We start from the raw sequence: 24,060 nt of genomic DNA, 5'->3' as shown, positions 1-24,060 counted from the left end.
GTCTATGTTGCTAAAGTCGCTCATTTTTTCTATTTTCATTTCAATGAATGCCATGGCCGAAAAGCCTTCCTACATTCATCGGATGGTTACAACCCTTCCTAATGGAAGACAATTTAAAGATGAAGCCAGAGTTTTTATTGGGCCTAAATTCAATTTCTATGAGTATAAAAGATTAAAGCTCAATATTGGCTGGGTGTATTCAATTAGTTCGCGCATTCAGCACATTAAAGAAGAGGTCAATGGTCCAGGCCGTATTGATGTTTTTTACAACATTAATGAATATGGTCAACGTGTGATTCCACCACCAAAAGAACTGCGAAAAAAACATCTTATCATTGCAGGTGATTCAAATACTTTTGGTATCGGTAACAAAGATGAAGACACTGTTACTTTTCAAATGGGACAAGCTCATCCTGAGTACGAGACTTACAATTACGGACATGGTGGTGGGGCCCCGAATAATACATTGGCCTTGATGGAAAATTATCCGTGGGAAAAAACCATCAGACAGCCTGAAGGCATGATGATTTATATCTTTTACCCTCAATGGATGACAGTCAGAGTTATGGGGACAAAGGAGTTTATTAAGTGGGATGGTGGATTGAGCCCATGGTATGAGCTCGATTCAAATGACCAAGTAAAACGAAGAGGATACTTCAATAAGAGATGGTTATCTAAAGTTCTGCGATTTATTGATTCTATTGATAGATTTCATTGGATAGGAGACTTGCCTAAGGTTGGGGCAAGTGACTTCAAATTAATTTCTAAAATCTTTCTTAAAATGAAAGAAGAGTATATGAAGAAATTTCCTAAGGGGCGTTTCGTCGTCGCAATCAGCGATTATAATTTGATGAGGCCGATATGGTCTAAAGACTTAATGAAATACCTGGCTGAAGATAAGATAGAGTTTGTTGAAATTCATAAAGGATTTATGGATGTTAAAAAATTTCATTTGCCTGATTATCACTTCAATGCTCTAGGCAACAAACAAGTTGTAAATGAATTATCCAAGGCGATTAAGTTTTAATTATTTTCTTCCAATCACCATAAAGCGGTCATAAAGAGAAAAGGCCTTTGTCCCCGTATAATAAATTTCAGATAATCCTAAAAGCTTTTCCAATTCTTCGCTAGAGTTCACGCAATTGACATGTCCAGGAATCTTGTGACCATTATTGTTTTGGGCCACGACAAAAGTTCCTTTCGGAAGATTATCTGACCAGGCCTTCAAATTTAAAATATGCTCTGTAGATGTATTCACCACGCACTGATAGCTACGATAGTCTAGGTCAAACATATCCATGGTGAAGGCCTTACCTCTATCCAGGTCCAATGTTAGGCGCGCGATGATCGTGGCATTCGGATCAATATCGACAGTGTCAGCAGTGATGCGTTTGTCCGATTCATTGAGGGCGCGGGCCAGGATACCAATCCAACCACCAACAACAATGGTTTTAAGATTATCAAGGTATGGGTTGTTTTTAAATATTTGCTTAAATTCGTTAAGAAGCCACATCTTACTTTCAAGCTGGCCTTTAGATAAAACGTCTCTGATTTCTTCTTTTTTAATAAGCTCAAAACACTGTGGATCATACAGTGCATTTGTGAAGTGAATGATGGCCGTCATCATTGGGGCCAGGGGCTCTTTTTCCATGCTAGTCATTTTGACACTCAAAGCTGTTATGGTAAAGTATCTAGGAACTATCATTCAATTTGTAATGTCATTTGGCAAGGTTCATGAGTCTTTCAATATCGGTGATTATTCCTGCTTACAACGCTGAGAAAACGCTCGGAGAGTGTTTAAAGTCAGTGGCCTCAGCAATTGGGGAAATGGATGAAATTATTGTTGTCGATGATTGCTCGAATGATTCAACTGTCTCTATTGCTCAATCCTTTAGGTGCCACCTGGTTAGATTGAGTGAGAATCAAGGCGCAGCCAATGCTCGCAACGAAGGAGCGGGATCGGCCAAAAATGACCTTTTTCTTTTTGTCGATTCAGATGTTTTGATTACAAAAGACAATGTGGAAAACATCAGAAAATATTTTGAGAAATTCAGAAGCTGTCATACGGTCACACTTAATGTGAATCCAAGTGCAGCCCATAATAATTTTTTCAGTGAATATAAAAATCTTTATATGAACCATATTATCAGCATGGGAGACGATGATGTGAACTATGTGTATGGTTCTTGTTGTGCAACCAGAGCAAGCGGTTATATTTCATGGCCAACTCATTTACGCTTAACTGAAGACTCTCTTTGGGGGTATTTACAAAAGACTCAAGGGCACAGCATTCATTGCTTGAAACATGTAAATGTGATTCATTTAAAAAACTATTCATTTTATACGCTTGTAAAAAATGATTTTCTTATCTCATCTTATTTCGCCAGAGCTTTCTGGGGATTTAAAAGATGGAACACTCTCTACACTCGGGAAAATTTTGGACATACTTCTAAGACTCAAATTGCCAGTGTGCTTTTAGCTGTAACTATGACTTTGATGTTTTTCATTATGCCGGAAATAACTCCCTTTTTAATGGTTGCTTGGTTTCTTTTAAATAAGGACTTATTTTTTTCACAAAAAGAGAAAAAAGGGACGTGGTTTTTAATTCAATCTGTCGCCTGGACATTTTTTGATCACTTGATTTATTTCTGCGGTATCTTTCATGGAAGCTTGCTTTCAACCGGAGAAAAAGAAAAAGTGTTTGAGAGAGAATTGACATGAAATTTATTAGTGTCATCATTCCTGCCTACAATGCCCAAAAAACTATTCATAAATGTCTTTCATCACTGATTAATGCTGATTACGATAAAAATTCATACGAGATTATTGTCGTAGATAATAATTCAACAGATAAGACTGCAGAAATCATTAGGTCTTTTCCTGAAGTGACTTATGCTAAAGAAACGATTCAGGGAAGAAGTTATGCTCGAAACACTGGGGCAAAGATGGCCAGAGGAGAACTACTCGCTTTTATCGATTCAGATGTCTTCATCGAAGCTGGATGGCTAAAACACCTCGCAGCTGGTTTTAATAAAGACTATATTGGTGGAGGACAAGGAAGAATCATTCCTTGCGATCAAGACGGCCAGCTTTCATTAAACCGCTTTCGTATTCGCCAACAAACAGAATCGACAAGTGGGACAAATATTATTCTCCGTTTGATGTATATTGAAAGTCCAATGGTAAATTCAGCGGCATGTATGTACCGTAAAGAGGCTTTTCATTTCGTAGGTGGCTTTGATGTTCTTTTAGAAAGGCATGAAGACATTGATCTTTCAAAACGAGTCAGTCTTGCTGGTTATGACTTAACAGCACAGACTCAAGCCGTTGCCCATGTCGAATATCATGGGGAAGGATGGGGTTCGTATTTTATGCGCTCTCTGTCAGAAGGTTACACAAAACAGAGTTACAATAAAAAATGGCAGCAGTATTTTACCACTCTAAAACACAATGAGGCACCTGAAGGGCCAGTAAAAAAGCCACTTATTCCGGATTCTATCCGTTTAAACTATTACCTGGTCAAAGATGAAATTGTTTTCAACGTCATTCGTTCACTTATTAAATGGGACAGTTATTACTTTCTAAAGGCGATTAATTCAACTTTTAAAGCGACAGGAAGAGCTCTAGGGATTTTAAAAAACGACTATAGGGGACGCTTCGAGCCTCGCTATCAGGAAAATGTCCTGAATAAATCTATTATCTTTCAAAATAACCAGAAAATTAATCTGGATACGAATTTGCGCTTTATTAATCAAGACAATGAAATCCTCTATGTGATGAACATCGAGAAAAATGATTTTTTAAAGTTTAATAATTTTAAAGCACTAAACGGAATCTTAGACCAGAGAACGATTCAGTAATGGACGAAAAAAAAGCAGAATTTAATATTCTTTGGATTTTATTGATGGGGACTCTCGTCCTTCATGTTTATATCTTCAACAAAATTCCCCTGCAGTATGATGAACTCCTGATGTATGACATCATCTCCCAGTTTCCCTATAAGCTTTTAACTGAATTGCTTTTAACTTTTGAAATCCAGATGCCTCTTCCATATTATCTAGCTAAAAAGCTTTTTGAAATGTTTGGAGACAATTCAGGAATTCTTCGTTTACCTTCACTTCTTTTTACTATGGGCTTGAGTTTTTTTTACTATAAACTGGCGCGCCTGAGTTTTAATCGTAACAATGCTTTAAAAGCAGTTTGTTTAATGATGCTGGCACATCCTTTACTGCTTTTTTCTGGCTCAATGAGACCTTATGCTACGATGGTCTTTTTTCAGGTTGTCGTGCTTTATAACTTTAAAAAAGACCCTGTTCCTTGCTTTGATCGCAGTTCGTTGGAAATTGTTAAGACATCTTTAGCTCTTTTACTTCTTGCCCTCTCACATCCACTAGGGGTCGTGTTTTCTTTTGTTTTTCTAGGGCATAATCTCTTTTCTTCACGTGAGCACCGCAAATATTTTTACCGCTACATTGGGATTTTTTTAGTCGCTCTGGCCCTCTACGTAGAATACCGTTTTAAAGGCGTGATGCTGATCTTAAATAGTGGAAGAAACTTACTAAGCATTGTTGATTACTTAAGGAAATTATCATTCATTTTTTCAGGAGGGGTATTTTCTCTTTGGATCTTGATCTTGAGTGGGACTTATCTCTATAAAAAGAAGAACTTTAAAGGCCTTGACCGTGACTATGTCCAAATCTTCTTTTGGACGGCTGGATTAGGAGCTTTCCTTCTTCTCTTTTTCCCGGAATATGCTTACCCAAGACATTTGCTTTTGACCCTGCCTTTGATTCCGTTAATGATTATTTCGATGCTCGACGATGCTTTTGACGAGATGAATATTCAAAATGTCTTTTTTGGTCTGGCCATTGTCATTTTGATTTATAAAAGTTTTATCAAGGAAGACATTCAACACAGGCCTTATGAAATTGATTCACAAAGTGTGGCGCTTAAGTCGCAGGACTTATCGAAAGAAAAACTGAGTATTATCAATTGTGGCAATTGTCTTTCGTATTACATTAAATCAAATAAACTTCAATGCATGAACAGCTTTAACCGCAAAGGTCTAGTGGCCACTGAAGACATTGTTTTTGTTGATTTTGATTACAGTAGAGCAAAGTGCAAGGTTCGATTTGTGAGTGATTTTTACGATGTGGCAGAGTCTTATCCATACAAAGGTGCCACGGTGTATAAAATGAAACCTAAGCTATAGCTTAATCTCTTCAATATACTCAGCATCCTGGTTTACTTTCCATGGATTAAATTTCTTGTGCCCCAGCTTAATATTCTCACTGGCAAGCATAGCCGTTTTAATTGAATGGTCTTGGTTGTTATAGCGATGAAGCCCACTTCTTCCAATCGGATGAAGATTGCTAAATTGATTTAAGTATTCTTGCACTTGAATCAGTCTTTCTTTGTATGAAAGATCGTAAATCGGGTAGGCGTAAGGAGATTTTATCACTTTGTAATCAAGCTCTTCCTGTGAGTATTTTAATCCCAGGATATCAAGTTCCTTTTTAGCTAACTCAAAAAGCTCTTCGTTGGTTAATTTCCAGAAGTCGTCATCGCGTTGGCAAAAGTACTCAAGTCCATAACAAACGCAGTCTAGCCCAGGAGTCATGGCCGCAGACCAGTTGCCGTAGTTTTGAATGCGGCCGACTTTTACTCGTGGATCATGAATGTAAATCCAGTTATCAGGAAAGTGGTTTCTTCCACGGAACATGATGGCAACTGTGACAAAGCTCCTATAAGAAAAGCTTTCAACAGCTTTTAATATATTGTCCGGTGGTTGAGGATGAATTCCTTTAATGAGTTCGCGAAGAGGGGCCGTCGAAATAATATCATTTGCAAGAGGGCTTTCTTCACCATTAGAAAGAGAAACTTTCCATTGAGCATTGATCTGATGAATAGAGTTTACTTTGGCACCCATCACAATAGTGCCACCTAGCGCTTCAACTTCATCGCGAACTTTTTCCCAGAGCATTCCTGGACCCAGTTTTGGGTAATCAAATTCTTCAATCAAACTTTTGATATCGTTATTTTTGATTCTCAAAAGCTGCATAAGAGTTTTTTTGATCAAAGCGGTGATGTTGAGGTTGTTGATTCGCTGAACGGCCCAGTCTGAAGAAATTTTGGAACATTCCATTCCCCAGACTTTTTCCGTATAGGATTGAAAAAAGGCCTGATAAAGTTTTTGTCCAAAGTTTGAAATAATCCAATTTTCAAAATTATCTTTTCTTTTTTGAGGAAAGAGTTTGATTTTGAAAAAGGAAAGCATAAAACCGGCAGTTTCCAGTGGATTGAGTTTAAAAATCAATTCAGATGGATTAAGCGGATACGAAAGAAATGTTTTTTTGTAAAAGATGCGTGAGGTTCTTTTTCTTCTTAAGAGATCATCCTGAAGAATTTTTTTCCAGAAATCACTGACAACTTTCTCTTTGGTAAAAAAGCGATGCCCACCAATATCAAAGCGGTAACCATTATGAAGAACAGTGCGGGAAAGACCACCGACATATTCCTTGTCAGATTCATAGACAATAACGTTATGCCCTTCTCGGGCGAGAAGTAACGCGCTGGTAAGCCCAGCAGGCCCGGCCCCTATGATAATGACGGTTTTTTTCATTGAGTTATACTATATTAATCACGTTCATTCCGCTACTTCACCTTTTACTATTTTCATTGAACTGACCCTCTTTCTCAGATACGATTATGCCCATGTTCAATGATCCATCTTCCATTGAAGAAGCCGTCCAAAAACTCAATGCAGTTTCGCCATCTTTTTGCATGGCCAAATGGATGCATTCGACGATTCATTTAAATCTTGGAAGAACTCATAGTTGTCACTTGCCGCATCACCATGTGATTCCTTTAAAAGAAATCAAAAAGAATCCATCGGCCCTGCATAATACGTCTTATAAAAAAGATTTGCGCAAAATGATGCTAAAAGGGAAAAGACCAAGCGAATGCCAGACATGTTGGGATATTGAAGACCTCCCGGAAAAACGTTACAGCGATCGCCATTTTCGAGGCCAGGATTCATGGATCAAACCTTTTTATGAAGAAGTCACTTCTTCAAAGTGGGATAAAGACATCAATCCATCTTACCTGGAAGTGAGTTTCAGTTCGACTTGTAATTTTAAGTGCAGCTATTGCGGCCCGACTTATTCGACGGCCTGGATTCAGGAAATTGAAGAGAAGGGTGGGTATAAACTTTCCAACTTCACGGATCACCAATCCCTTTTTTGGCTTAAGGCCCAAGGTCTAATGCCGATTACTGATGAAGTGAATCCTTATGTTGATGCTTTCTGGAAATGGTGGCCGACATTAAAAAAGCAATTGATGTTTTTCAGACTGACAGGTGGAGAGCCACTTTTAATCCCCGATACATTTAAGCTTTTAGGCCTGATTGATGAAGAACCTCTTCCACATTTGGAGCTTTCAGTAAATTCGAATTTAGGTGTGCCGGAAAAGCAGTTTGATAAATTCATGACTCTGACGAAGAGTATTGTTGAAAATAAGAAAGTGAAGCACTTCATGATGCACACGAGTCTAGATACCTACGGAACTCACGCCGAGTACATCAGGCATGGATTGGATTTTAAGCGTTTTGAAGGCTATGTAGAGCGCTATTTAACAGAGCTTCCAACTTCATCTATTTCTTTTACCTGTACATTTAATGCCCTTAGTGTGGTGGGATTTATTCCATTTCTTGAGTGGGTCATTTCTCTTCGTAAGCGTTTTGCAAGTGTCGGAAGACAAATCTATATTGATCTTCCCCATTTAAAATACCCTATGTTTATGTCGTGTGCGGCCCTGACCCCTGACTACCAGGAGCATATGAAAAAAATCATCGCTTTTATGGAAGAAAGAGAAGACAACCGTTTCGGGATTAAGCCTGCTGAAACGCTAAAAATGAAACGCATTTTAGACTGGATGGAATCAAAACAACCTCAAAATAAAAAAGAAGAACAAGAGCTTTATAAACATCAAAGAGACTTCTATTCTTTTTTTAGTGAACATGACAAAAGACGTGGCACTGACTTCTTAAAAACTTTTCCTGAAATGAAAGACTTCTACGAACACTGCCGCAAACTCGCCATCTAAGTTTCTTTTTTAAATAATCTTTCAAGGCGATTAATCGCGCGGTCATAAGGCACACGAAGCCCAATTGTATTAAAGGGGATCAATGTCCAAAGAGCGCAGACAAAAACTGTCACCAGAGGCGGAACTGCTTTCCAGAAAATAAAATTTGGGATCTTCCACCATACATTGGCCTTAGTCCAGTGATGAAACTCCTTAAACTTTAAGGATGGAAAGGCCTTCTGGTGAAAAGGTGTTGCATCTGCATTGGGTATGTAGAGGATCTTATCTGAGTCGACTTGAAAAAAAGTTTCAAGCATAGAAGTGAAAACGACTTTTAGAGAAAGCGGTCCATTGTGCTCTTTTTTTCCATGCCTGTAGCCGACATGAAAAAAGAATTCATAAAGAGCTAAGTGGCAAAGCGCAGAGTAATAAAGAATTTTAGAATGTTGGTAACGTGAAAGAATATCTTGAGAGCTATTTGTGTCCACGCTCCAAAATGAATTTGGAACTATATCTTCATGAAAAGATCGTCCCATTCCTTGCCTTAAGGCTTTTTTTGCTAATGAAAAAGCATTGAGATGAGTGTCGTGTTCAATGTTTAAGCTTTCTAAGAAAAGAAATTCATGTCCGCTATTATGCAGGCGTAAATTGAGTTCAGTTTCAGATCCACCAAAAATGATCCCTTCGTTAAAGTGGAAAGGAATACGGATGGAGTCCAGATGATAAAGTGTATTACCACCTAAGAGGTATGTGCTTTTTTTATTCATCCAGGCAGTACTGATCTGATGATAAATTTCATCAACCAAACCGGCCTTTTTGCTTAATAGATAACTTCCACCAATGGCGGCCATGGATTTATATTTTTTTGAAAGGGTCAGAAGATGCTGAAGATGTTTTGGATTTTTTAAGAGAACATCATCGTCGAGAAAATAGATATTTTTTGATTGGGCCTTTTGCACTCCCAGGTTTCTGGCTGCATTCACACCGATTTTCCCAGTGAAATACACACTTGTTGGAACTTTATGGGCCCTTAGTTTTTTCTCTAAAACCTGATCTTTTAAATTACTCACAACAATGACTTCTATCACTGTAGCGCCCAGGTCCTGCTCTCTGATAGAATCCAGGAGAAGCAGCACATTTTCGTGGCGATTATGAGTAGGGATGACTAGAGACAAATCCATAGGGACAGGATAACCTTGATTCTACTTTGTAGTCATGTTAATTTAGACCTTGCAGGGCAGTAAGAATGGTTGAAACAAAAACACGCAAAGAACTTCCAAACTTTGGTTATATTGCCAATGTAAAATTTCCTATTGAGGAGATTTTAAAACTTTGTGAAAGTCTCGATCTTTTAAATTTCGACAACTACAACGACATCAAAGTTAGTTCAAATTCCAAACAATCTCTTTTTGTGCGAGTGAATGCTTTTAACAAAAACTCTTTTTTTAAAGAAGAAGAGGCCGCTGAACTTGAAGGTGAAAAGTATCGCCAAATTTATCTGACTGAGCTCGACCCAAAATACCTGGATCAGCCACTGGATTTAAGTTCAAATAATTCGCGCATGGCCAGGCAAAGACGCCTTGACCCTGGTAGTGAAAACTATAACCCGGTTGCTGATGAACTTAATTACAATACGAGAAACAAATTAGTCACAGGACTTTTTGAAACGATCCTGGATTCATTTTCAGATAAAATCACTCGCGTGCGACTGGCGTATTTGTCGCCAAATTTTTCGATTAAACCTCATGTGGACTACGATCCAAGTTATATTACGAGACTGCATTTACCAATTATCACCAATCCGAATTGCCACATGCACGTTTTTCGCAATAACGTAGAGTACCGCGCTCATTACCCGGCCGATGGCCGTCTTTACTTTTTAAATGCTGGTCTTAAGCACTTTGCCAGCAATAACTCAAACGAAGGCCGTTTGCACTTAATTATTGATATGCACGGACAAAACAGCCTGAAGGATTTAGTTGAACTTGAATGCGTTGAAGTTAGTAAGGAATAGATTATGTTAAGTCAGCTTTTTACATTGTACGGTGATGTGATCCCATTGAAGTTTACTCCGATGGAAGCGAACTTAACTGATCTTCTAAAACCTTTTGATAATGATTGGAAACAATACAATTCTAAAAAACCACATATCAAGCGTATGGGTTTAAGTATTACAAGTCTCGATGGTCTTTTGACGGGACATCCTGATTTAGATTCAGTGAAAGAGTACAATGAGATTCATGGACTAAAACTGGATGAACCGGACTTCAATAAAAAAACAGCTGTAGTGAATGCCAGTCCATCGCTTGTTAACATCACTTCAAAGTTTGCGAGCCTTGGCAGAAGTCACTTTATTAAGTTTGGTGCAGGTGGATTTTTTCCTTATCACCGAGATGGAAATTTCAGACTACCAGCTAAAAGTTTCAGAGTTTTTGCACTGGTTAAGGGCTCTAACAAATCGGACTTTGTGTGGCTTCAAGAGGACAAGAGACTCGAGTTGATTGAAAGAAAATGGTATGCCATTAATACTTTTAAAGAGCACAGCGTGTTTTCATTTTCAGATGATACGATGATTGCCGTTCTCAATATTCCCGTGAGCGAAGAAAACATCAATGTAATCATTGACCACATGGATATTTCTTAAAACGAATAAGCTAAAACAAATTGCTCTGTATGATTGATGGTCTGAAGGCCTAAGGATTTAAAGTTCTTGATTTCTTCATAAACCATCAGCGAAATCTTGTCGCTTTTTCGAGGAAGAATTCTCGTGTAGTAATTCAAGAGATGTTCGTTGTAGGGGTTAAAAGTGATGATGGTCGATTTGTAGCCGCTTTCTTGACTGAGTTTAATATGCAGAGGAAGAATGAAGGCATTGCCGTAAGGATAAAGGGAAGGGGTGCCAAAAAAGCGACTTAAGCAGATTGTTTCGTTTTCATCATGCTTTCTTAATCCAGCTGCCGCTAGGAATTTTCCATCCATTTCCACAACAGTAAAACCCAATTCGAAGCCTTGATTTTTTAGCATCTGACCTAGTGACCACGATGTCTTATTGTCAAAGAGGTAATTAGCTTCAGCGTCTTTTTTCCCTTTGGTTTCCCAATAGGCTTGGGCTTCAGTTTTTATCTGCTCATAACATAAAGTGGTGTCGAAGTAGTGGGTGAGCGTGAACTCGTGTCCGTCTTCGCTAAACTTTTGGACAATAGAGTCTTTGAACATAAATATTGTCGTCTAAGTTAATTGGTTTTTTGAATTTGCATCCATCCCAGACAAAAAAGTAGTAAAGATCGTCGTCTTTAATGCTTGTTTTAAAAACCTGGTGAATGAATTTGCTTTTGAAGTAAATCTTAGTGATAGAGTTTTCCGGGGAATCAAAAACTTTAAAAGAGTCAGAGAAAAAATCAAAGACCGATGTGCTTTCTTTAGTTCCTGCAATTCTTACTGCGTAAGAGACAGAGTAAATATCATCAGCATGGTCTTTATCCTGCACGTGAAAGTGAGGTGGCTCCCATCCGGTTCTATGTAGAACCATAGTTGAGTCTTCAGTGTTGTATTCAACTTCAGATTCAACTTCGCTTCTGATGAAGCGGTAGAGTTCATTTAATTTTTCAAGTACGCCAGCACTCAACATTGATGAGGCCAGTTCAAAATTACAAAACCCCATGCGATACTGCCCGCTGAAAACGCGAGGACGGATTTGAATTCTTCCAGCATGGAAATTGATAGGGTATAGGTTAAACCCCCCAATGCGCCTTTTATGTTCTGTGATTAATTCCTGAGCATGAGCATCCATAAGTGCATAAGCAGCACTGTAGAAAGCTTTATTTTCAGGATGGTTGTAATCGAGTTCATCCAGTGACCTGAACGACGTTATTTTTTTCTCGAGTTCAGTTACTTTTAAATTCTCAGCAATGAGACCGCCCTCTGAAAGGGCCTTCGTTAAATGGGTCTTGACCATCTTTTCGGTGATCAAGCCTTTGCTCCATCGTAGTAGAAGTTCCAGAAATCTTCGGAAGCAAAGACAATTGAACCAAATTTTTCCGGAAGGTATTTGCTAAAAAGAAATTGATCGATCTTGACGATTGAATCGGCAAAAACACTATTTGCATCTTCCTGGCCGATTTGATCAGAGTTGATGTCAAAATGATTTTGTTCATCGATACAAATATCATTAGCTACTTTTTTATAATCGCGGTCTGTTCCAACTCGGCGGTATGTGCGGTAAATCCATACTGCTCTTCTTTCGGTCATGTCATGCACTTGAGCTGCTTCAATTAGTGATTTCGTTTTACCTAAATCAATAAACATTCCATATAGCTTAGCCTGCATGGAAAAATCTAAATCTTTTATAATAATTGAGTTTTTGCTTTTAAGAGCATGAAGTAGCATATTGGCATGACGGATTTCATCTTGAAGCTGAACTTCTCTTTCAGGAGACCATGCTGCTGGATAAAGATTTTTTAAACGCAATAAATCGTTTACGGCCCAAAGCTCGGAAAGATAGGCGGAGTTGATTAAAGCATCGTCTTTATTTTTATGGATCATGCAATTTTCTCGCAGGTTTTATAGGGGAATTGTTCCGTAATTTGCTAAATTTAGCAATGAAATTAAGGGAAATTAGGCTTGTTATCCTCCCTTTATTGCCTTCGGTCAAAAGAGTGAATGGCCATTTCATTGATCTAAATCAGCGAAGGTTATTTAACTAAAGATTTCACGAAGTTTTGTATCTGTTCACCGCGGTTTGAGTATTAACCCTTTTCAAGCGAAAATTTTTTATGACCTCATATAACAGAAGAGATTTTATTTTCATGGCCGGAACATGGTTAGTAGCCTCTAGTGCCATGGGCGGTAGCGTGAAAAGTGTATCTTCTGCTTATCAAGCAAGAAAGATGGTTTTTACTGCGAAGTTAGACGGAAAGCTTTATTTCGTCGGAATCAACCCCGAGATAAACAGTATTGTGAAGATCCCTGCGATTTGCGGGCCACATTCTTATCAAAATGATAGTGGCATTTATTATGGGGTTGAGAAGAAAGGTCCTAACCTGGCTAAGATTGATTTTAGAAATCCAAGAGATGTCAGGATGATTAAGTCTCCGGACGGAATTCTTTATTACGGGCATAGTATTGTTTACCAGGATCTACTTTATGTTAGTGGCGTAAAAGTTGAGAATACAAAAAGTGATTATGATATCGACAAGTTTAATCCTAATAAAGCACCAGGTGTTTTATTGATTTATAACAAAAGGACATTAAAGCTTGTTAGTCAGCTAGAGGGTTTTGGTTATGGGCCACATGAATTGATTATTCATAAAAATGAGATAGTCATGGCCGTCAGTAGAGATGCACAAAACAAGTTAAGTGCACTGGTTTATCTGGATTTATTCTCTTTAAAAACTATTCGCACACAACCTATTGATGAAAAATATAAGCATCTAAAATTCAGGCATTTTATGCAGACTAAGGATGCTTTCTATCCTGTTCTCGCAGCATTTGACCCAAAAACAGACCTAGTCACCAACATGGCTATAGGAAAATTTAGAAAAGACCAAAGTTTAGAAATCTTTGATTTTTCCAATACCAATGAGCCTAAATCAGATTTTGATCATACCACATCATTTGTCCACGACGATAATCTGCATGTCGTTCTTTATCGTGTTAAGCGTATGGTGAAGTTAGGGAAAAAGGCAGACCTGGTGGACTTTGGTCAGAGCGATTTAAATCAATTAAAACATATTTCGAATCTTGTCATGAGAGGAAAAAATGGTTTTATCTTTAAGGACCCTCAGTTTAATAAAGACTTTGAAATTAAAAGCCACATTTATATTTCATAATTTGTTTCTCATTTTCTTCCAATAGTTCATGTATGGTCTTATTTGAATCATAATGGGGTTGAACTCTTGCGGGAGAGTCTCGAGTCCTATATTGATTTCATCCATCTCTAATGAGTCATCATAGGTTTTAAATAATCTATCCCAAAAACTAAAAATAAAACCAAAGTTTTTATTATGGGTGAGCGTTCTATTGTGGTGAATTTTATGCAAGCGTGGAGTGATTAGAATCCATTCCAGAGATCTCAACCATGGATAGTCGTAATTAATATGCACTAAAAGACTGTAAAGAAACTGGGCAACAATAGCGATGAGAATGTATTCCATCGAAAAACCTAATAAAAAACAAGGCAAAAGAAAAAGAAGTTCATAGAGCATCATCGGAACTCTGATGGCCGTCGTGATATCAAAATGAGTCCCTGAATGATGAACAGTATGACCCAGCCTGAAAATAGTAAAACGATGGCCACACCAATGTTGGAAGTATTTAATGAAATCAACTAGCAAAAAGCAAAATAGAAAACTTAACCATCCTTTAGGAAGTTTCACCAGGTTAAGCTTGGAAAAAGAAGTGTAGGTGTAAAAGTTTCCAAAGATGAGAAGAATATAAACTTTGATATAAGAGCGCAAAAGAAAGGTTAGGAGATTAGAAAATGATTCTTTTGTGAGTTTATAGCGAGAATTTAGCAGAGTTAAAAACAACCCAAGTCCCAGGACTAAAATCGCCAGGCTTAAGTCATTAAAGGTGACAAAAAATCGGGCGAAGTTAACGAAAGACTCAAGACCCATGGGAGATACCTGGGCATTGGAGTGAATAGTTTAGAATTTCTTTGAAGTCTTTTTCAGTTGATCGTCGCGATTGCTGAAAGATTTTCATCGTTCCCGGAACAATCGATCTTTCGCAGTAATGGCGAGCAATCTCTTTGGTAACCTGGGGGTCACAAAGCATGCGTGGTCTTTTAATGTCGATGGGGATTTTAAAAGAAGTCATACCCTCAGCTGTTGTTAATTCAATTTGTCTTTCACACACAGACTTCACATCCATCATGTTAAGAGAAAGAATGCGCGAGCGACCGTCAAGACCTGGATCTTTGGCAAAAAGGTAGGGGGTTAACTGAAATAGGCATAGAAGCCCCATGATTGTGGCAAAACGAGGAAGGTTGTCTTTAATTTTATAATCGTAGTTTAAAGTCAGGACAAAAAATCCCAGGATGCAAAACATAAATGATGGGTAGGGATAATCTACAATGTGCCATGAATAAATGTGAAAAGCTATCAGTTGCAGTAAAACGGCCAGGCGAATAGCTTTTTTATTGGAGAAAATAAACCAAACAATAAAAATTTCGAGAACAAGAACATAAACGAGCAAGGCACTTAAGAGCGGCCCTTGGATGATAGAAGGTTTAATTAAAGTATCACCGCTCAACCAATCGACATTAAGCTTGAGAAGTCCCGCACAGAAATAAACTCCGGGGATCAAGATAGATATCGTGGCGATACGCTGAGGGACGATAAGAAAAACGAAAGTAATGACTTGAGCGAGAAAGTGGTAGTTCGTAGCAATCCTGTAATCAGATAGCTGCAGGATTAATTTGAATACGCAAAGACCAAGAAGCATTAAGGGGGCGATCTTTTTAAAACGTTCGCTGATAAAAGCAGCAATAGTCGCAATCGCGAATGCTCCATAAAGAATCATTAGGGCGCGTAGTTCTGGAGAAGAGAAAAACCTCCAGTGCTCACAACCTTCAAGACCGGGGTAACAAATAGGGAAAGCACTTTCACGGGCCAGGTCATCAATGCGGTAACTTGAAAAAAGATAGGAAGTAATCACATGAATCAGCGCTAGGCACGAGCCGTAATAGCGGTGCACTTTACTCTGAAGAATTTCGTCCCATTTAAACATGCATCTATTTTATCCTAATTGGTAAAAATGACAATTATAGCGAAAGCCATTCCATGGGAGTTGAGTCTGGAATGTCCTGGGTGCCAAGAGAGTGAGGCGATGTGAGGCTTCCGATTTTAAAATCGTAATTGTCGGTGTTGTAATAAATGGTTTCCTGATGAAAGCTTTTTAATCGCTGAAGGCGCATTAAGTGAGCTTCCCTATGCTGGACCTTTGTTTCTTGAAGAAGAGTGAGGTTTCTTTCATAGGAATTAGAAAACCAGAAATAATAAGGGCCGCTTGCCTGAGTTAAAAAATCTAAGTTGCCAATAATATCAACTTGAAGAAAATGAGAGCGCTCTTTCATTTGATCCAGGAGAGTGAAGAAGTGGGCACTGTCTTGAAAGAAATTTTCAATTTGATGATTGAGCGTGAGTTTGACAGCTTCCATCGCATTAGCTGAAGGGCCCAAAAAATAGGGAGAGTATTTTTCAAAAACACTCAGGAGTGCATTCATGTTTTTACATTGGATGACATCTTTCCAGAACTGCAGGGCCAACGGGCTATAGTCACAAAAATGAATTTTTTTTAGCGACTGCTTCATCTGATCAAAGTAATGCACGGGTTTTATCCCAGAAGACACACAGAAAATCTCTTCTGGAGAAAAGTTATAAGGAGCAATTTCCAGACTGTCATTATTAAGCAGGTAAACCCTTTGCAGAGAATAATCGTAATAGCGCTTGATGAAAGTATGAATAGCGTTCGCATTTTCAGCAGGGATTAGAATTCTCTGGAATTCATGAATGAGATCAATTTCTTTTGAGTTCTTTTCTTTTAAATTGAAAATAGAAATAAAATGATTACTTGTTTTATGTGCGTGGGCATTTTCTAAAAGATAGATCTGGTAATTGACATAAATCCAGAAATCCATGAAGTGATTAATCAAAGTTCCATCGCGAATGACGACAGCATAATCGAAAAGGTGAGGTTCAATGCCTTGAAGAGTTTTTTCAAGCTCTGAGCTGGGAATGGCCACACTATTAATGGGATGCAATGATCCTTTGGTATAAAGCGACTCAGGGTGTCCTGATTCAATGATCCTGATCACTTTAATCCGATGAACGACGTCTTCGGTAACCCAGAAAATCCTCCACTGGTGATAAAGAACAGAGTCCTTTGACAGTAAATTTCCTGCGCGGGTGACTCTAGAGACTTCTTTATTGATGTCGGATTTGTTAAGCTTTATGGGATTAATCATTTTTAATAGTAAAGAAAAATAAGGAAGCGATGTCAACGACAAGTGGAAATTTTAAACATTCCCTTATTGGACCTAAAGGAGTGAATGGAAAACTCTTCGTGAATATGGAAGAGTTCCTGGACACGTCTTATTTTATGGATCTTCACCACGAAGTGATTCTTGGCCTGGCCTTAGTCGATAAATTGGACCATTCCTACATTATGGGGGAAATTCCGCCTGAGCTTCGTAAAGACTACGGAAATATGTTTCTAGAGTCAGAAATCGTTGAGAACATCGAAGCCTACGACCCAACTGGATTTCACCGCGAAAGAACTAAAGACTTAACCTTGCAGCAAAAAAGACGTTACTACTACATGGCCTTCGGGGCCCTTAGCCCGTGGTATGGTGTTTGTTATTTACGCTATAATAATTTTTTAAAGAAAACTTCTGAAAAAGAACTTCAGATTGATTGGCATGATAATGCAGCTCACTTTCCGAAGCTTGTCTCTTATATTGAATCCCTGAAGGGAAAGGTTTTTAATGAAGTAGGAAGAGTTCTTCTCTTTGTCAGCTACCCTTTGGTTCCAACTGTCGTACACCGTGACTATATTCAAGAGTCTCACCGCGATCACAGCGTAAATCTTTTTTTATCAAAAGGAAGACCAAGTTTTATTTACAACGAAGTGACTGGAGAGAAGAGTTATCTTGATCCAAATTGCCGCGCTTATTTCTTTAATAATCGCGATTATCATGGTGTCGATGCTGAAAATGAAATGCGCTATACTTTAAGAATCGATGGCACTTTTACAAAAGAAGTGCAGGATAAAATTGGTTTGGTTGATGGTTTTGTTTATTAAGGCCCTTCTTTTTTTTCGCAATCACTTTATGCTCAATCGGCATGTCCAGCGAACTATGTCGTCTTTAAAAATATTTGTGTCGCCAAGTATGAAATGAAAAAAGACAAAGATAAAAAAGCTTCATCAGAAGCTAAAGATCGACCATGGGTAGAGATTAATCAAAAAGAAGCATTGAAGGCCTGTCAGGATCTAGGTCACGGTTATGATCTTATTAGCAATGCTCAGTGGACTGACATTGCTCGAGATATTTCTCATACTCAATCAAATTGGAATACCGGTGTTCCTTTTAAAGGAACATTGAATATTGGCCATAGCGATGGTGTGCCTGACAGGGCCCTTGAAGCTAGTTCTAATGATGATGAAGCTTGTTATCTCACAGGACAAAGTTGCTCTTCATTAAAATGGAATTTAGAAAAGAGAACCCATAAACTTTCTAACGGTGAAACAATCTGGGATTTTGCCGGCAATGTTGCTGAATGGGTCAAAGACATCAATGATAAAAAACAAATTGAAGCTCCTCAGATGTATGTAAGCCTCGTCGATTTTAAAGATGTTCGTTATGCCTCTTTTGGACCGGATCAAAAATGTGAAACACCACAAATTGAATATAGCTATTGTGGGCTTGGTTATTATTGGACTCACGATGTGAAAAGAAATGGAATTGGTCGCAGTGGTTTTTGGAAACATAAATCGCCTTTTATGACTGGTGTTTTTTCATTGGGCGTAGATGTCTTTACCTTCAAGCGATACCCATTTATGGGTTTTAGGTGTGTATACACTCCTGCCCAGAATAGGACTCACTTTTAGCGGGAGGCCTTTGTAAACTCAGTCCTTTAGCTAGGGGATTGAAAGTTCTAAGTCATTAAAATTTGGTCTTTAAAACTGGCCTTTTCCAGATAGTTTGGCTTAAGCCATTGAAATATTAAATAAATTTATTAGCGTTTTTTAGAAAATAGGTCATAATAGAATTATGAATTTTGATAGAAGAGAATTTTTCAAACAGTTATCACTGGTAGCGGCCAGCTTGGCTATTTTACCTGGTAAGAGTTTTGCGTCTGGTGCAAAGGGCACGGATGCAGTTCTTGGTGCGACAGCAGCTGCAAAAGCAACAGGCACTTACAAAGTTCTTTATACTTTCACCGCAAAAAACCAAGCAGACATTTTAGAGTTTCTAACGCTTCTTAAAACTTCTGGAGTCAGAAGCAACAACACGAAGCTAGAAAATGATGGTCACCTGGTTTACCGTTCAGAATTCTACCCGATTGCAGAAGGCACAATGCAATCAACTCTTGTTTTTAAATCAAAGGAATCATACGATCTTTTTCTTGAGTCATCGAAGTCTGTTTCAGATGAGTTGATTGCTTTTAAAAAGCAGAAAGATATTAAGATTTCGATGCAAACAGCTTAATAAAATAATCTTCTCTCATAATAAGTTTAAATCTCATAGCTAAGGAAAGGTCATGAAATTATCCCTTATCTTCACAGTTGCAGCTTTTGTTTTATCTACATCTGCTCATGCTACTGAAAAAACCAGAGAAATCCGTTGGTACCTGGCCCATAGCCCGAGCAGTACTGAATTAAAAAATATCATTGAAGAGTATTCTGAAAGGCTTTACAAAAAAAGTTCTCAGAAACTTAAGGTTGTTGTAATCAACAAGGCCAGTCCTTTAAATCACCCGGGAAGTGATAATCCGGTTGGAAAAGTAGGAGAAGGCCAGGCAGAGATGTCTCAGGTGACAATCTCTTCACTTAAGAAGTATTACGAACCAATCATGGCCTTTGATATGCCTTTCATATTTCGCAACCACGAGCACGCTTATAAAGTTCTTGATGGTGATATCGGTAACAAAATCCTCGACGGGATTTATAATGGTGAATTAAATCAAAAGACAGACAAAAAAATCCGCGGACTCTTTTACACATACAGTGGTGGATACAGAATCATTTACGGATCAAAAGAAATCAAATCAGTTGATGATTTCAAAGGTCTAAGAATGTACCGTCCAGGAAACATTCCCGGTGATAAATTTGCTCAAAGACTTGGGGTTAAATACGTTCCAGGTAACGCTGGGTTTGGTTCTTTAACTTATGCTTATAGTTTCAATGCTAACCAGATTGATATCGAAGAAGGTGAGTTAAACCGTTACGAAGTTTTCTATAGAACGTACCCAGAGTTAAAAACAAAAGCTAACTATGTTATCGACACGTACCACAGCCTTTATTTAACTCTGATTGTAGTTAATGAAGATTTCTTAAAATCTCTTGATAGCGCGACTAAAAAAATCTTCTTGGAAGAAACACACAAGCTGGCAATGGATGAGAGAGAGCTTTCATTAAGACTAGAAGTCGAAAACAGAGAGAAGCTGATTAAGCAAGGTGTGAAGTTCGTAAAGCTTCCTGAGGCAGAAGAAAAACGCCTGCATGAAATTGGTCTGAAGGTAAGAGAAGATCTTCCTAAATTAAAAGACTGGGTTCAAAAAATCGAAGCTGTTAAATAAGTTCTAAAATAATCTTCTTAGGTGCAAAAGGGCGGTTATCGAGAAACTCTGACTCAGAAATGAGGTGTTGATCGATTCTGCCTTTGTACTCCACCATTCCTTGCTTGTGTATAATGTGTTTTTCCTGATTGTAGTCATAGCGCTTCTGAAAGAATGAAGGGTATTTTTGTGCTTCATGAACCACTTTCGCATGGGCCACTTCATCGTAATCCATATAAATTGTCTGGATATGACGAGCGCGATGATCGTAGTCGTAGTAGGCCGAAATAGAGCAGGTATGAGGGAAAAAGAGCATCCACTGAAAATAATCAAATGAGTTTCTATGCTCTTTCGTTGCTGCCTGGAACTTCTCTCCATCTGGTCTGATTTCATAAAGTACATGGGCCTTTAGGTTTAAAGATTCATTTCTTTTTTCCCAGGTGGGAGGAAGCACTGAGGCCATGTGAAAAGCTATATTGTTTTGTGTGGAATAGGCCATGTTATCTTTAAACAAGGTTTTAACCATACCATCGATATAAAAACTGTGAATGAAGTCGAGATGGGTCTGAGGTTTTAAAAAGGCCAGGTCGATATGGTACTCAGAAGGCGAGGCCATCCCTGAACCTAAGACTTGGATGTCGGAAATTGCTTCCAGTGCTGATTTAAAGTTCAAAAACCATGTAGGAGTTATGTCGTTGTAAAATGGAGTTTTCCCCTCCAGGCGCAACCAGGATAATTTTTTATAGAGCGCAGGGCTTAAATCTAGCAGCTGATCTTGGATATTCTTCATCTGTTAGATAGTATAGAGAGAGAGGAAAAGTGACTACAAAATTTAAGAATATTAAAGACAGTACGAGTGAAGATTGGAAATCAATCGACCTGAGTTATTATGAGCTGCGTGATCAATTACCCAACAGGCTGATTGAAACTCTTAGGCAACTCGATACAATCCAAGGGGCTCTTCCTGTTTCAAGACTAGAACATAGTCTGCAAGCAGCCACACGCGCTCATCGCGACAACAAAAGCGATGAGTATGTCTTTACTGCACTTTTTCATGATATCGGCTCTTATTTCACTCACGTCAATCACGCTGAGATTTCAGCAGCGATGATCAGGCCTTATGTAAGTCAGGATTTGCATTGGATGATTCTTCATCATGAAATTTTTCAGAGCTATCATTACTTTGATAAAATCGGCCTTGATAAAAATGCTCGAGATCAGTTTGTTTCTCATAGGCTTTATGAAGCCACTGTGGAATTTTGTGAAAAATATGATGCTCCTTCATGGGATGCTGCTTACGATTCTTTAAGACTCGAAGAGTTCTATGACCTGGTGGACTCTGTAACCAAAAACAAAAGACGATGATCGCTGAAATCTGGAAAGCTGGATTTAATGTCCAGGACATTTACCAATCTATCATTAAAGCGAGCACTCAAGAGGCCCGCGAAGTTTACCCTGGTTACCAAGGTTGGTCGATTCTTTCAGAAGATGGTGGACTCTTTAGCGGATGGAATGCAGAAGCAGTCGTCTTTAATGATAAAGGTGAAATGGATTTAGAAAAGTCTTACACTAAAAAGAAAGAGCTTGGTCTTATTAATGATTTAAAACACGTTCATCCAACTGAACTTATGACTCCTGAATTAGAGAGGGTAGTGGCCCTCGTTTCAAGCAAAGGATTGAAGCCTTGTCGTATGCGCATCAGTATTCTTTCTGCCGGAAGTGAATTGTATTGGCACTCGGATGCACCCAAGGATGTGTATTCCGTCAGACTCCATATTCCACTTCTAACGAATAATAAGGCGTTTTTTGAAACAGAAAATGAAAGAGAGCATTTTCCGGCAAACGGTGATGCTTATTTTATCAAAGTCAATCAACGCCACCGTGTCGTGAATTATGGAAAAGAGGATCGCTGGCATCTTATTATGGATGTGACAGATACAGAGGGATTTACCCAATTTCACTCGGCGAAAGGTAAGTAGAGAACATTCCACCTCTAGTCATCTTGGTTTTCAATTCAACATCATTAATAACAATTGTTAAAAACAAGTTGCCTGAAAGATCACTTAGGTTGTGAAGATTGTAGAAGGAATCAAAAGCGATTTCTAAGGCCCCATTCTCCGGGAAAAGAATCTTTTTCCAGTCAGCAGGTAAAGTTTTTTGTGAGAGTTCAATAAAATCTTCAGCGATCTTTTCTGGATTGTTATTCTTCCAGAAACTATAAGGTTTGCCTGACAGATTCATCTTAGAGAGATCACAATAGTTAAAACTTTCATCGACTTTATTTTCTAAATAGAGAGGAGCGAAATAAGAAAGTGTGCTAATTTCATTTCTATCCCCACGTGGTGGATGGTAGTGATCATAAAATTTTCTGCGCTCAAACCTTGAATCAATGACCCCCCAATTTGTTTCAATGGCCACAAAGAGGCTTGAAAGAGAGTCGATTTTGTCTTTTGATTTCTCTAAAAGTTTAAGGGTTAGTTCAACAATTCCATTGGAAAAATGTCCCTCTGGAAGGTTGGTTGCAAAATCACTTTTGACCATGGCAATAACTTCATTCATCGGAAGTCTTTTTTCAGCAATGGTGTAGAAGATACTAGGACGCTCTTCCTGAATGATATTCTTTTGATGAGAGTAGACAGAAGATCCGCCTTCAATCTCTAAAAGCTTTTGAAGTGCTGCCCTTTTCCAGCTAACAATCTCACTCATTGGTGACGGCCTTTGGTTGGAATTTTCTCCAGATAATAGAATCGTAAGAGTAGTGAACGAGTAAAGGCACCCATGGAAGAAAGATTAAAGAGCTAGGAGTCCATTTAAATAAATAGAAAGATCCAACCCATGCTAAACCAAAAATTAGAGAGACAAGGCAAACGATAACGAATTTATAGTTTGAGTTCCACACTCCGTTTTCGAGGTGTTTGGGCCAGGCCTGTGAAATATAGGCCATGTAGCTAGTCCCGTGAGAGATGGCGAGGTAGACGTGGAAGAAGCCGAGAGACTTTATAAAAAAGAGACCGAAACACATCCAGACAGTCGTTGAGAGAAAATAAATCAGGCGGGCAAAATCTAAAACGAGTACTCCATTTTCTTTTCTAAAACCTAATCCTATGCTGATGATAAGCGAGATCACCGTAAAAGTAGTTAAAAAAGCAGGAGTGAAGATTCCCCAATTAGGAATTGATTGAGTGATTGTGATCCCATAAAGATAAGAAGGAAGATTATCCAGCTGGCGAAAAAACCAGATGAAGTTTGGAAGTCCTAATACAGTCAGAAAAAAGATGCGTTCAAATTTCTTTCTTTGAGCGGAGAGTTTCCCTTGAGACATTTTTAACCAGGCCTGGTGCTGAAGATAAATGTGAGCAAGACCTGTGATGGCCAGAAGATTCATAAAATAGACATCAGAGATAAAGTTTGCAATCGCATAGATTCCGACGAAAACGAGAGGAACAATATAGAATTTTTTATCCAGTCGCTTTTTTAATTCAGAACCAGTGGCAAAAGGAATGTAGGTTGCAAAAATGTGACCGCCACCGATAAAAACTTTCGCCAGGAAAAAACTCAACCAGTAGTTATTTACACTGTTGTATTTTGTACCTATGAAAAAGTAAGCGACGATAAAAGGCGCAATAAAAGATAAGAGGTCGAGCTTCCAGTTAAAGACCCATGAATTTCTAACAGCTAATATTCTGTCGGTCATAATCTT

Annotated in this window: 26 protein-coding genes; 14 read left to right on the top strand and 12 right to left on the bottom strand. The window is 38.4% G+C overall.

Annotated elements, in window-relative coordinates:
• Positions 1 to 4: 4 nt before the first annotated feature.
• On the top strand, positions 5 to 1,027 hold the full coding sequence (locus ACN20O_RS06845) for a hypothetical protein (protein ID WP_491638462.1): 1,023 nt from the start codon (positions 5 to 7) through the stop codon (positions 1,025 to 1,027).
• Here ACN20O_RS06845 and ACN20O_RS06840 read toward each other — a convergent pair whose 3' ends face one another.
• Positions 1,028 to 1,651, bottom strand: a complete 624-nt coding sequence (locus tag ACN20O_RS06840) for a class I SAM-dependent methyltransferase (protein ID WP_491638460.1) — start codon at positions 1,649 to 1,651, stop codon at positions 1,028 to 1,030.
• An 83-nt stretch (positions 1,652 to 1,734) separates the two neighbouring features.
• On the opposite strand from ACN20O_RS06840, the gene ACN20O_RS06835 reads away from it, so the two are divergent.
• Genes ACN20O_RS06835 through ACN20O_RS06825 form a run of 3 tightly spaced genes read left to right on the top strand, consistent with a single transcriptional unit; the run spans position 1,735 to position 5,212 of the window.
• Positions 1,735 to 2,721: a glycosyltransferase family 2 protein gene (locus ACN20O_RS06835; protein WP_491638458.1), complete on the top strand. Its 987-nt coding sequence runs from the start codon at positions 1,735 to 1,737 to the stop codon at positions 2,719 to 2,721.
• Positions 2,718 to 3,860: a glycosyltransferase family 2 protein gene (locus ACN20O_RS06830; protein ID WP_491638456.1), complete on the top strand. Its 1,143-nt coding sequence runs from the start codon at positions 2,718 to 2,720 to the stop codon at positions 3,858 to 3,860. Before ACN20O_RS06835 ends, ACN20O_RS06830 begins: the two co-directional genes overlap by 4 nt.
• Positions 3,860 to 5,212, top strand: coding sequence for an ArnT family glycosyltransferase (locus tag ACN20O_RS06825; protein WP_491638454.1), 1,353 nt, complete (start codon positions 3,860 to 3,862; stop codon positions 5,210 to 5,212). The genes ACN20O_RS06830 and ACN20O_RS06825 overlap by 1 nt, the downstream gene beginning before the upstream one ends.
• Here the strand turns inward: ACN20O_RS06825 and ACN20O_RS06820 are convergent.
• Complete coding sequence (locus ACN20O_RS06820) at positions 5,207 to 6,622, bottom strand: NAD(P)/FAD-dependent oxidoreductase (RefSeq protein ID WP_491638452.1); 1,416 nt, start codon at positions 6,620 to 6,622, stop codon at positions 5,207 to 5,209. The genes ACN20O_RS06825 and ACN20O_RS06820 overlap by 6 nt on opposite strands.
• A 92-nt stretch (positions 6,623 to 6,714) precedes the next feature.
• On the opposite strand from ACN20O_RS06820, the gene ACN20O_RS06815 reads away from it, so the two are divergent.
• On the top strand, positions 6,715 to 8,103 hold the full coding sequence (locus tag ACN20O_RS06815) for a twitch domain-containing radical SAM protein (RefSeq protein WP_491638450.1): 1,389 nt from the start codon (positions 6,715 to 6,717) through the stop codon (positions 8,101 to 8,103).
• Here ACN20O_RS06815 and ACN20O_RS06810 read toward each other — a convergent pair.
• Positions 8,100 to 9,263: a glycosyltransferase family 2 protein gene (locus ACN20O_RS06810; RefSeq protein WP_491638448.1), complete on the bottom strand. Its 1,164-nt coding sequence runs from the start codon at positions 9,261 to 9,263 to the stop codon at positions 8,100 to 8,102. The two genes, ACN20O_RS06815 and ACN20O_RS06810, sit on opposite strands and share 4 nt — an antisense overlap.
• 65 nt (positions 9,264 to 9,328) lie before the next feature.
• On the opposite strand from ACN20O_RS06810, the gene ACN20O_RS06805 reads away from it, so the two are divergent.
• Both ACN20O_RS06805 and ACN20O_RS06800 read left to right on the top strand, forming a co-directional pair.
• Complete coding sequence (locus ACN20O_RS06805; protein WP_102245174.1) at positions 9,329 to 10,096, top strand: aspartyl/asparaginyl beta-hydroxylase domain-containing protein; 768 nt, start codon at positions 9,329 to 9,331, stop codon at positions 10,094 to 10,096.
• A 3-nt stretch (positions 10,097 to 10,099) separates the two neighbouring features.
• The gene (locus tag ACN20O_RS06800) at positions 10,100 to 10,726 is read left to right on the top strand and encodes a hypothetical protein (RefSeq protein ID WP_491638446.1); all 627 of its coding nucleotides are present in this window, start codon (positions 10,100 to 10,102) and stop codon (positions 10,724 to 10,726) included.
• Here the strand turns inward: ACN20O_RS06800 and ACN20O_RS06795 are convergent.
• The 3 genes from ACN20O_RS06795 to ACN20O_RS06785 are packed head-to-tail and all read right to left on the bottom strand — an operon-like array spanning position 10,723 to position 12,624.
• Positions 10,723 to 11,298: a hypothetical protein gene (locus ACN20O_RS06795; RefSeq protein ID WP_491638444.1), complete on the bottom strand. Its 576-nt coding sequence runs from the start codon at positions 11,296 to 11,298 to the stop codon at positions 10,723 to 10,725. The two genes, ACN20O_RS06800 and ACN20O_RS06795, sit on opposite strands and share 4 nt — an antisense overlap.
• Positions 11,267 to 12,037: a hypothetical protein gene (locus tag ACN20O_RS06790; RefSeq protein ID WP_491638442.1), complete on the bottom strand. Its 771-nt coding sequence runs from the start codon at positions 12,035 to 12,037 to the stop codon at positions 11,267 to 11,269. Before ACN20O_RS06790 ends, ACN20O_RS06795 begins: the two co-directional genes overlap by 32 nt.
• Positions 12,038 to 12,048: 11 nt before the next feature.
• Positions 12,049 to 12,624, bottom strand: a complete 576-nt coding sequence (locus ACN20O_RS06785; RefSeq protein ID WP_491638440.1) for a ferritin-like domain-containing protein — start codon at positions 12,622 to 12,624, stop codon at positions 12,049 to 12,051.
• Positions 12,625 to 12,854: 230 nt separating this feature from the next.
• On the opposite strand from ACN20O_RS06785, the gene ACN20O_RS06780 reads away from it, so the two are divergent.
• Positions 12,855 to 13,910 carry a hypothetical protein gene (locus ACN20O_RS06780; protein ID WP_491638438.1) on the top strand — a complete coding sequence of 352 codons (1,056 nt, stop codon included), beginning with the start codon at positions 12,855 to 12,857 and terminating at the stop codon, positions 13,908 to 13,910.
• On the opposite strand, the gene ACN20O_RS06775 is transcribed toward ACN20O_RS06780, so the two are convergent.
• From ACN20O_RS06775 to ACN20O_RS06765, 3 genes are read right to left on the bottom strand one after another with little or no spacing between them, the layout of a single operon-like run.
• On the bottom strand, positions 13,905 to 14,696 hold the full coding sequence (locus tag ACN20O_RS06775; RefSeq protein ID WP_491638436.1) for a sterol desaturase family protein: 792 nt from the start codon (positions 14,694 to 14,696) through the stop codon (positions 13,905 to 13,907). The two genes, ACN20O_RS06780 and ACN20O_RS06775, sit on opposite strands and share 6 nt — an antisense overlap.
• On the bottom strand, positions 14,686 to 15,810 hold the full coding sequence (locus ACN20O_RS06770) for a hypothetical protein (protein ID WP_491638434.1): 1,125 nt from the start codon (positions 15,808 to 15,810) through the stop codon (positions 14,686 to 14,688). Before ACN20O_RS06770 ends, ACN20O_RS06775 begins: the two co-directional genes overlap by 11 nt.
• A gap of 34 nt (positions 15,811 to 15,844) precedes the next feature.
• The gene (locus ACN20O_RS06765; protein WP_491638432.1) at positions 15,845 to 17,047 is read right to left on the bottom strand and encodes a hypothetical protein; all 1,203 of its coding nucleotides are present in this window, start codon (positions 17,045 to 17,047) and stop codon (positions 15,845 to 15,847) included.
• Positions 17,048 to 17,076: 29 nt separating this feature from the next.
• Between ACN20O_RS06765 and ACN20O_RS06760 the strand changes: the two genes are divergently transcribed.
• The 4 genes from ACN20O_RS06760 to ACN20O_RS06745 all read left to right on the top strand — a co-directional run bounded on the left by ACN20O_RS06760 (position 17,077) and on the right by ACN20O_RS06745 (position 20,381).
• Entirely contained in the window at positions 17,077 to 17,883 is an 807-nt protein-coding gene (locus ACN20O_RS06760) for a hypothetical protein (protein WP_491638430.1), read from the top strand.
• A gap of 93 nt (positions 17,884 to 17,976) precedes the next feature.
• The gene (locus ACN20O_RS06755; RefSeq protein ID WP_491638428.1) at positions 17,977 to 18,690 is read left to right on the top strand and encodes an SUMF1/EgtB/PvdO family nonheme iron enzyme; all 714 of its coding nucleotides are present in this window, start codon (positions 17,977 to 17,979) and stop codon (positions 18,688 to 18,690) included.
• A 163-nt stretch (positions 18,691 to 18,853) separates the two neighbouring features.
• Positions 18,854 to 19,291, top strand: a complete 438-nt coding sequence (locus ACN20O_RS06750; protein ID WP_491638426.1) for a hypothetical protein — start codon at positions 18,854 to 18,856, stop codon at positions 19,289 to 19,291.
• 52 nt (positions 19,292 to 19,343) lie between these two features.
• Positions 19,344 to 20,381: a TRAP transporter substrate-binding protein gene (locus tag ACN20O_RS06745; protein ID WP_491638425.1), complete on the top strand. Its 1,038-nt coding sequence runs from the start codon at positions 19,344 to 19,346 to the stop codon at positions 20,379 to 20,381.
• Here the strand turns inward: ACN20O_RS06745 and ACN20O_RS06740 are convergent.
• Positions 20,374 to 21,150: a hypothetical protein gene (locus ACN20O_RS06740; protein WP_491638423.1), complete on the bottom strand. Its 777-nt coding sequence runs from the start codon at positions 21,148 to 21,150 to the stop codon at positions 20,374 to 20,376. The genes ACN20O_RS06745 and ACN20O_RS06740 overlap by 8 nt on opposite strands.
• 29 nt (positions 21,151 to 21,179) lie before the next feature.
• Here ACN20O_RS06740 and ACN20O_RS06735 point away from each other — a divergent pair, with 29 nt between their 5' ends.
• Together ACN20O_RS06735 and ACN20O_RS06730 are read left to right on the top strand one after the other, a co-directional pair.
• Entirely contained in the window at positions 21,180 to 21,725 is a 546-nt protein-coding gene (locus ACN20O_RS06735; protein WP_491638421.1) for a phosphohydrolase, read from the top strand.
• On the top strand, positions 21,722 to 22,339 hold the full coding sequence (locus tag ACN20O_RS06730) for an aspartyl/asparaginyl beta-hydroxylase domain-containing protein (RefSeq protein ID WP_491638419.1): 618 nt from the start codon (positions 21,722 to 21,724) through the stop codon (positions 22,337 to 22,339). The genes ACN20O_RS06735 and ACN20O_RS06730 overlap by 4 nt, the downstream gene beginning before the upstream one ends.
• Here the strand turns inward: ACN20O_RS06730 and ACN20O_RS06725 are convergent.
• Together ACN20O_RS06725 and ACN20O_RS06720 are read right to left on the bottom strand one after the other, a co-directional pair.
• Entirely contained in the window at positions 22,308 to 23,066 is a 759-nt protein-coding gene (locus tag ACN20O_RS06725) for a hypothetical protein (protein ID WP_491638417.1), read from the bottom strand. The two genes, ACN20O_RS06730 and ACN20O_RS06725, sit on opposite strands and share 32 nt — an antisense overlap.
• On the bottom strand, positions 23,059 to 24,054 hold the full coding sequence (locus ACN20O_RS06720) for a hypothetical protein (protein ID WP_491638415.1): 996 nt from the start codon (positions 24,052 to 24,054) through the stop codon (positions 23,059 to 23,061). The genes ACN20O_RS06725 and ACN20O_RS06720 overlap by 8 nt, the downstream gene beginning before the upstream one ends.
• Positions 24,055 to 24,060: the final 6 nt, after the last annotated feature.

This window comes from Bacteriovorax sp. As-1, from assembly GCF_058446905.1.
Note: the sequence above shows the minus strand (reverse complement) of the source record. Positions and strands in the feature narration are given on the sequence as shown.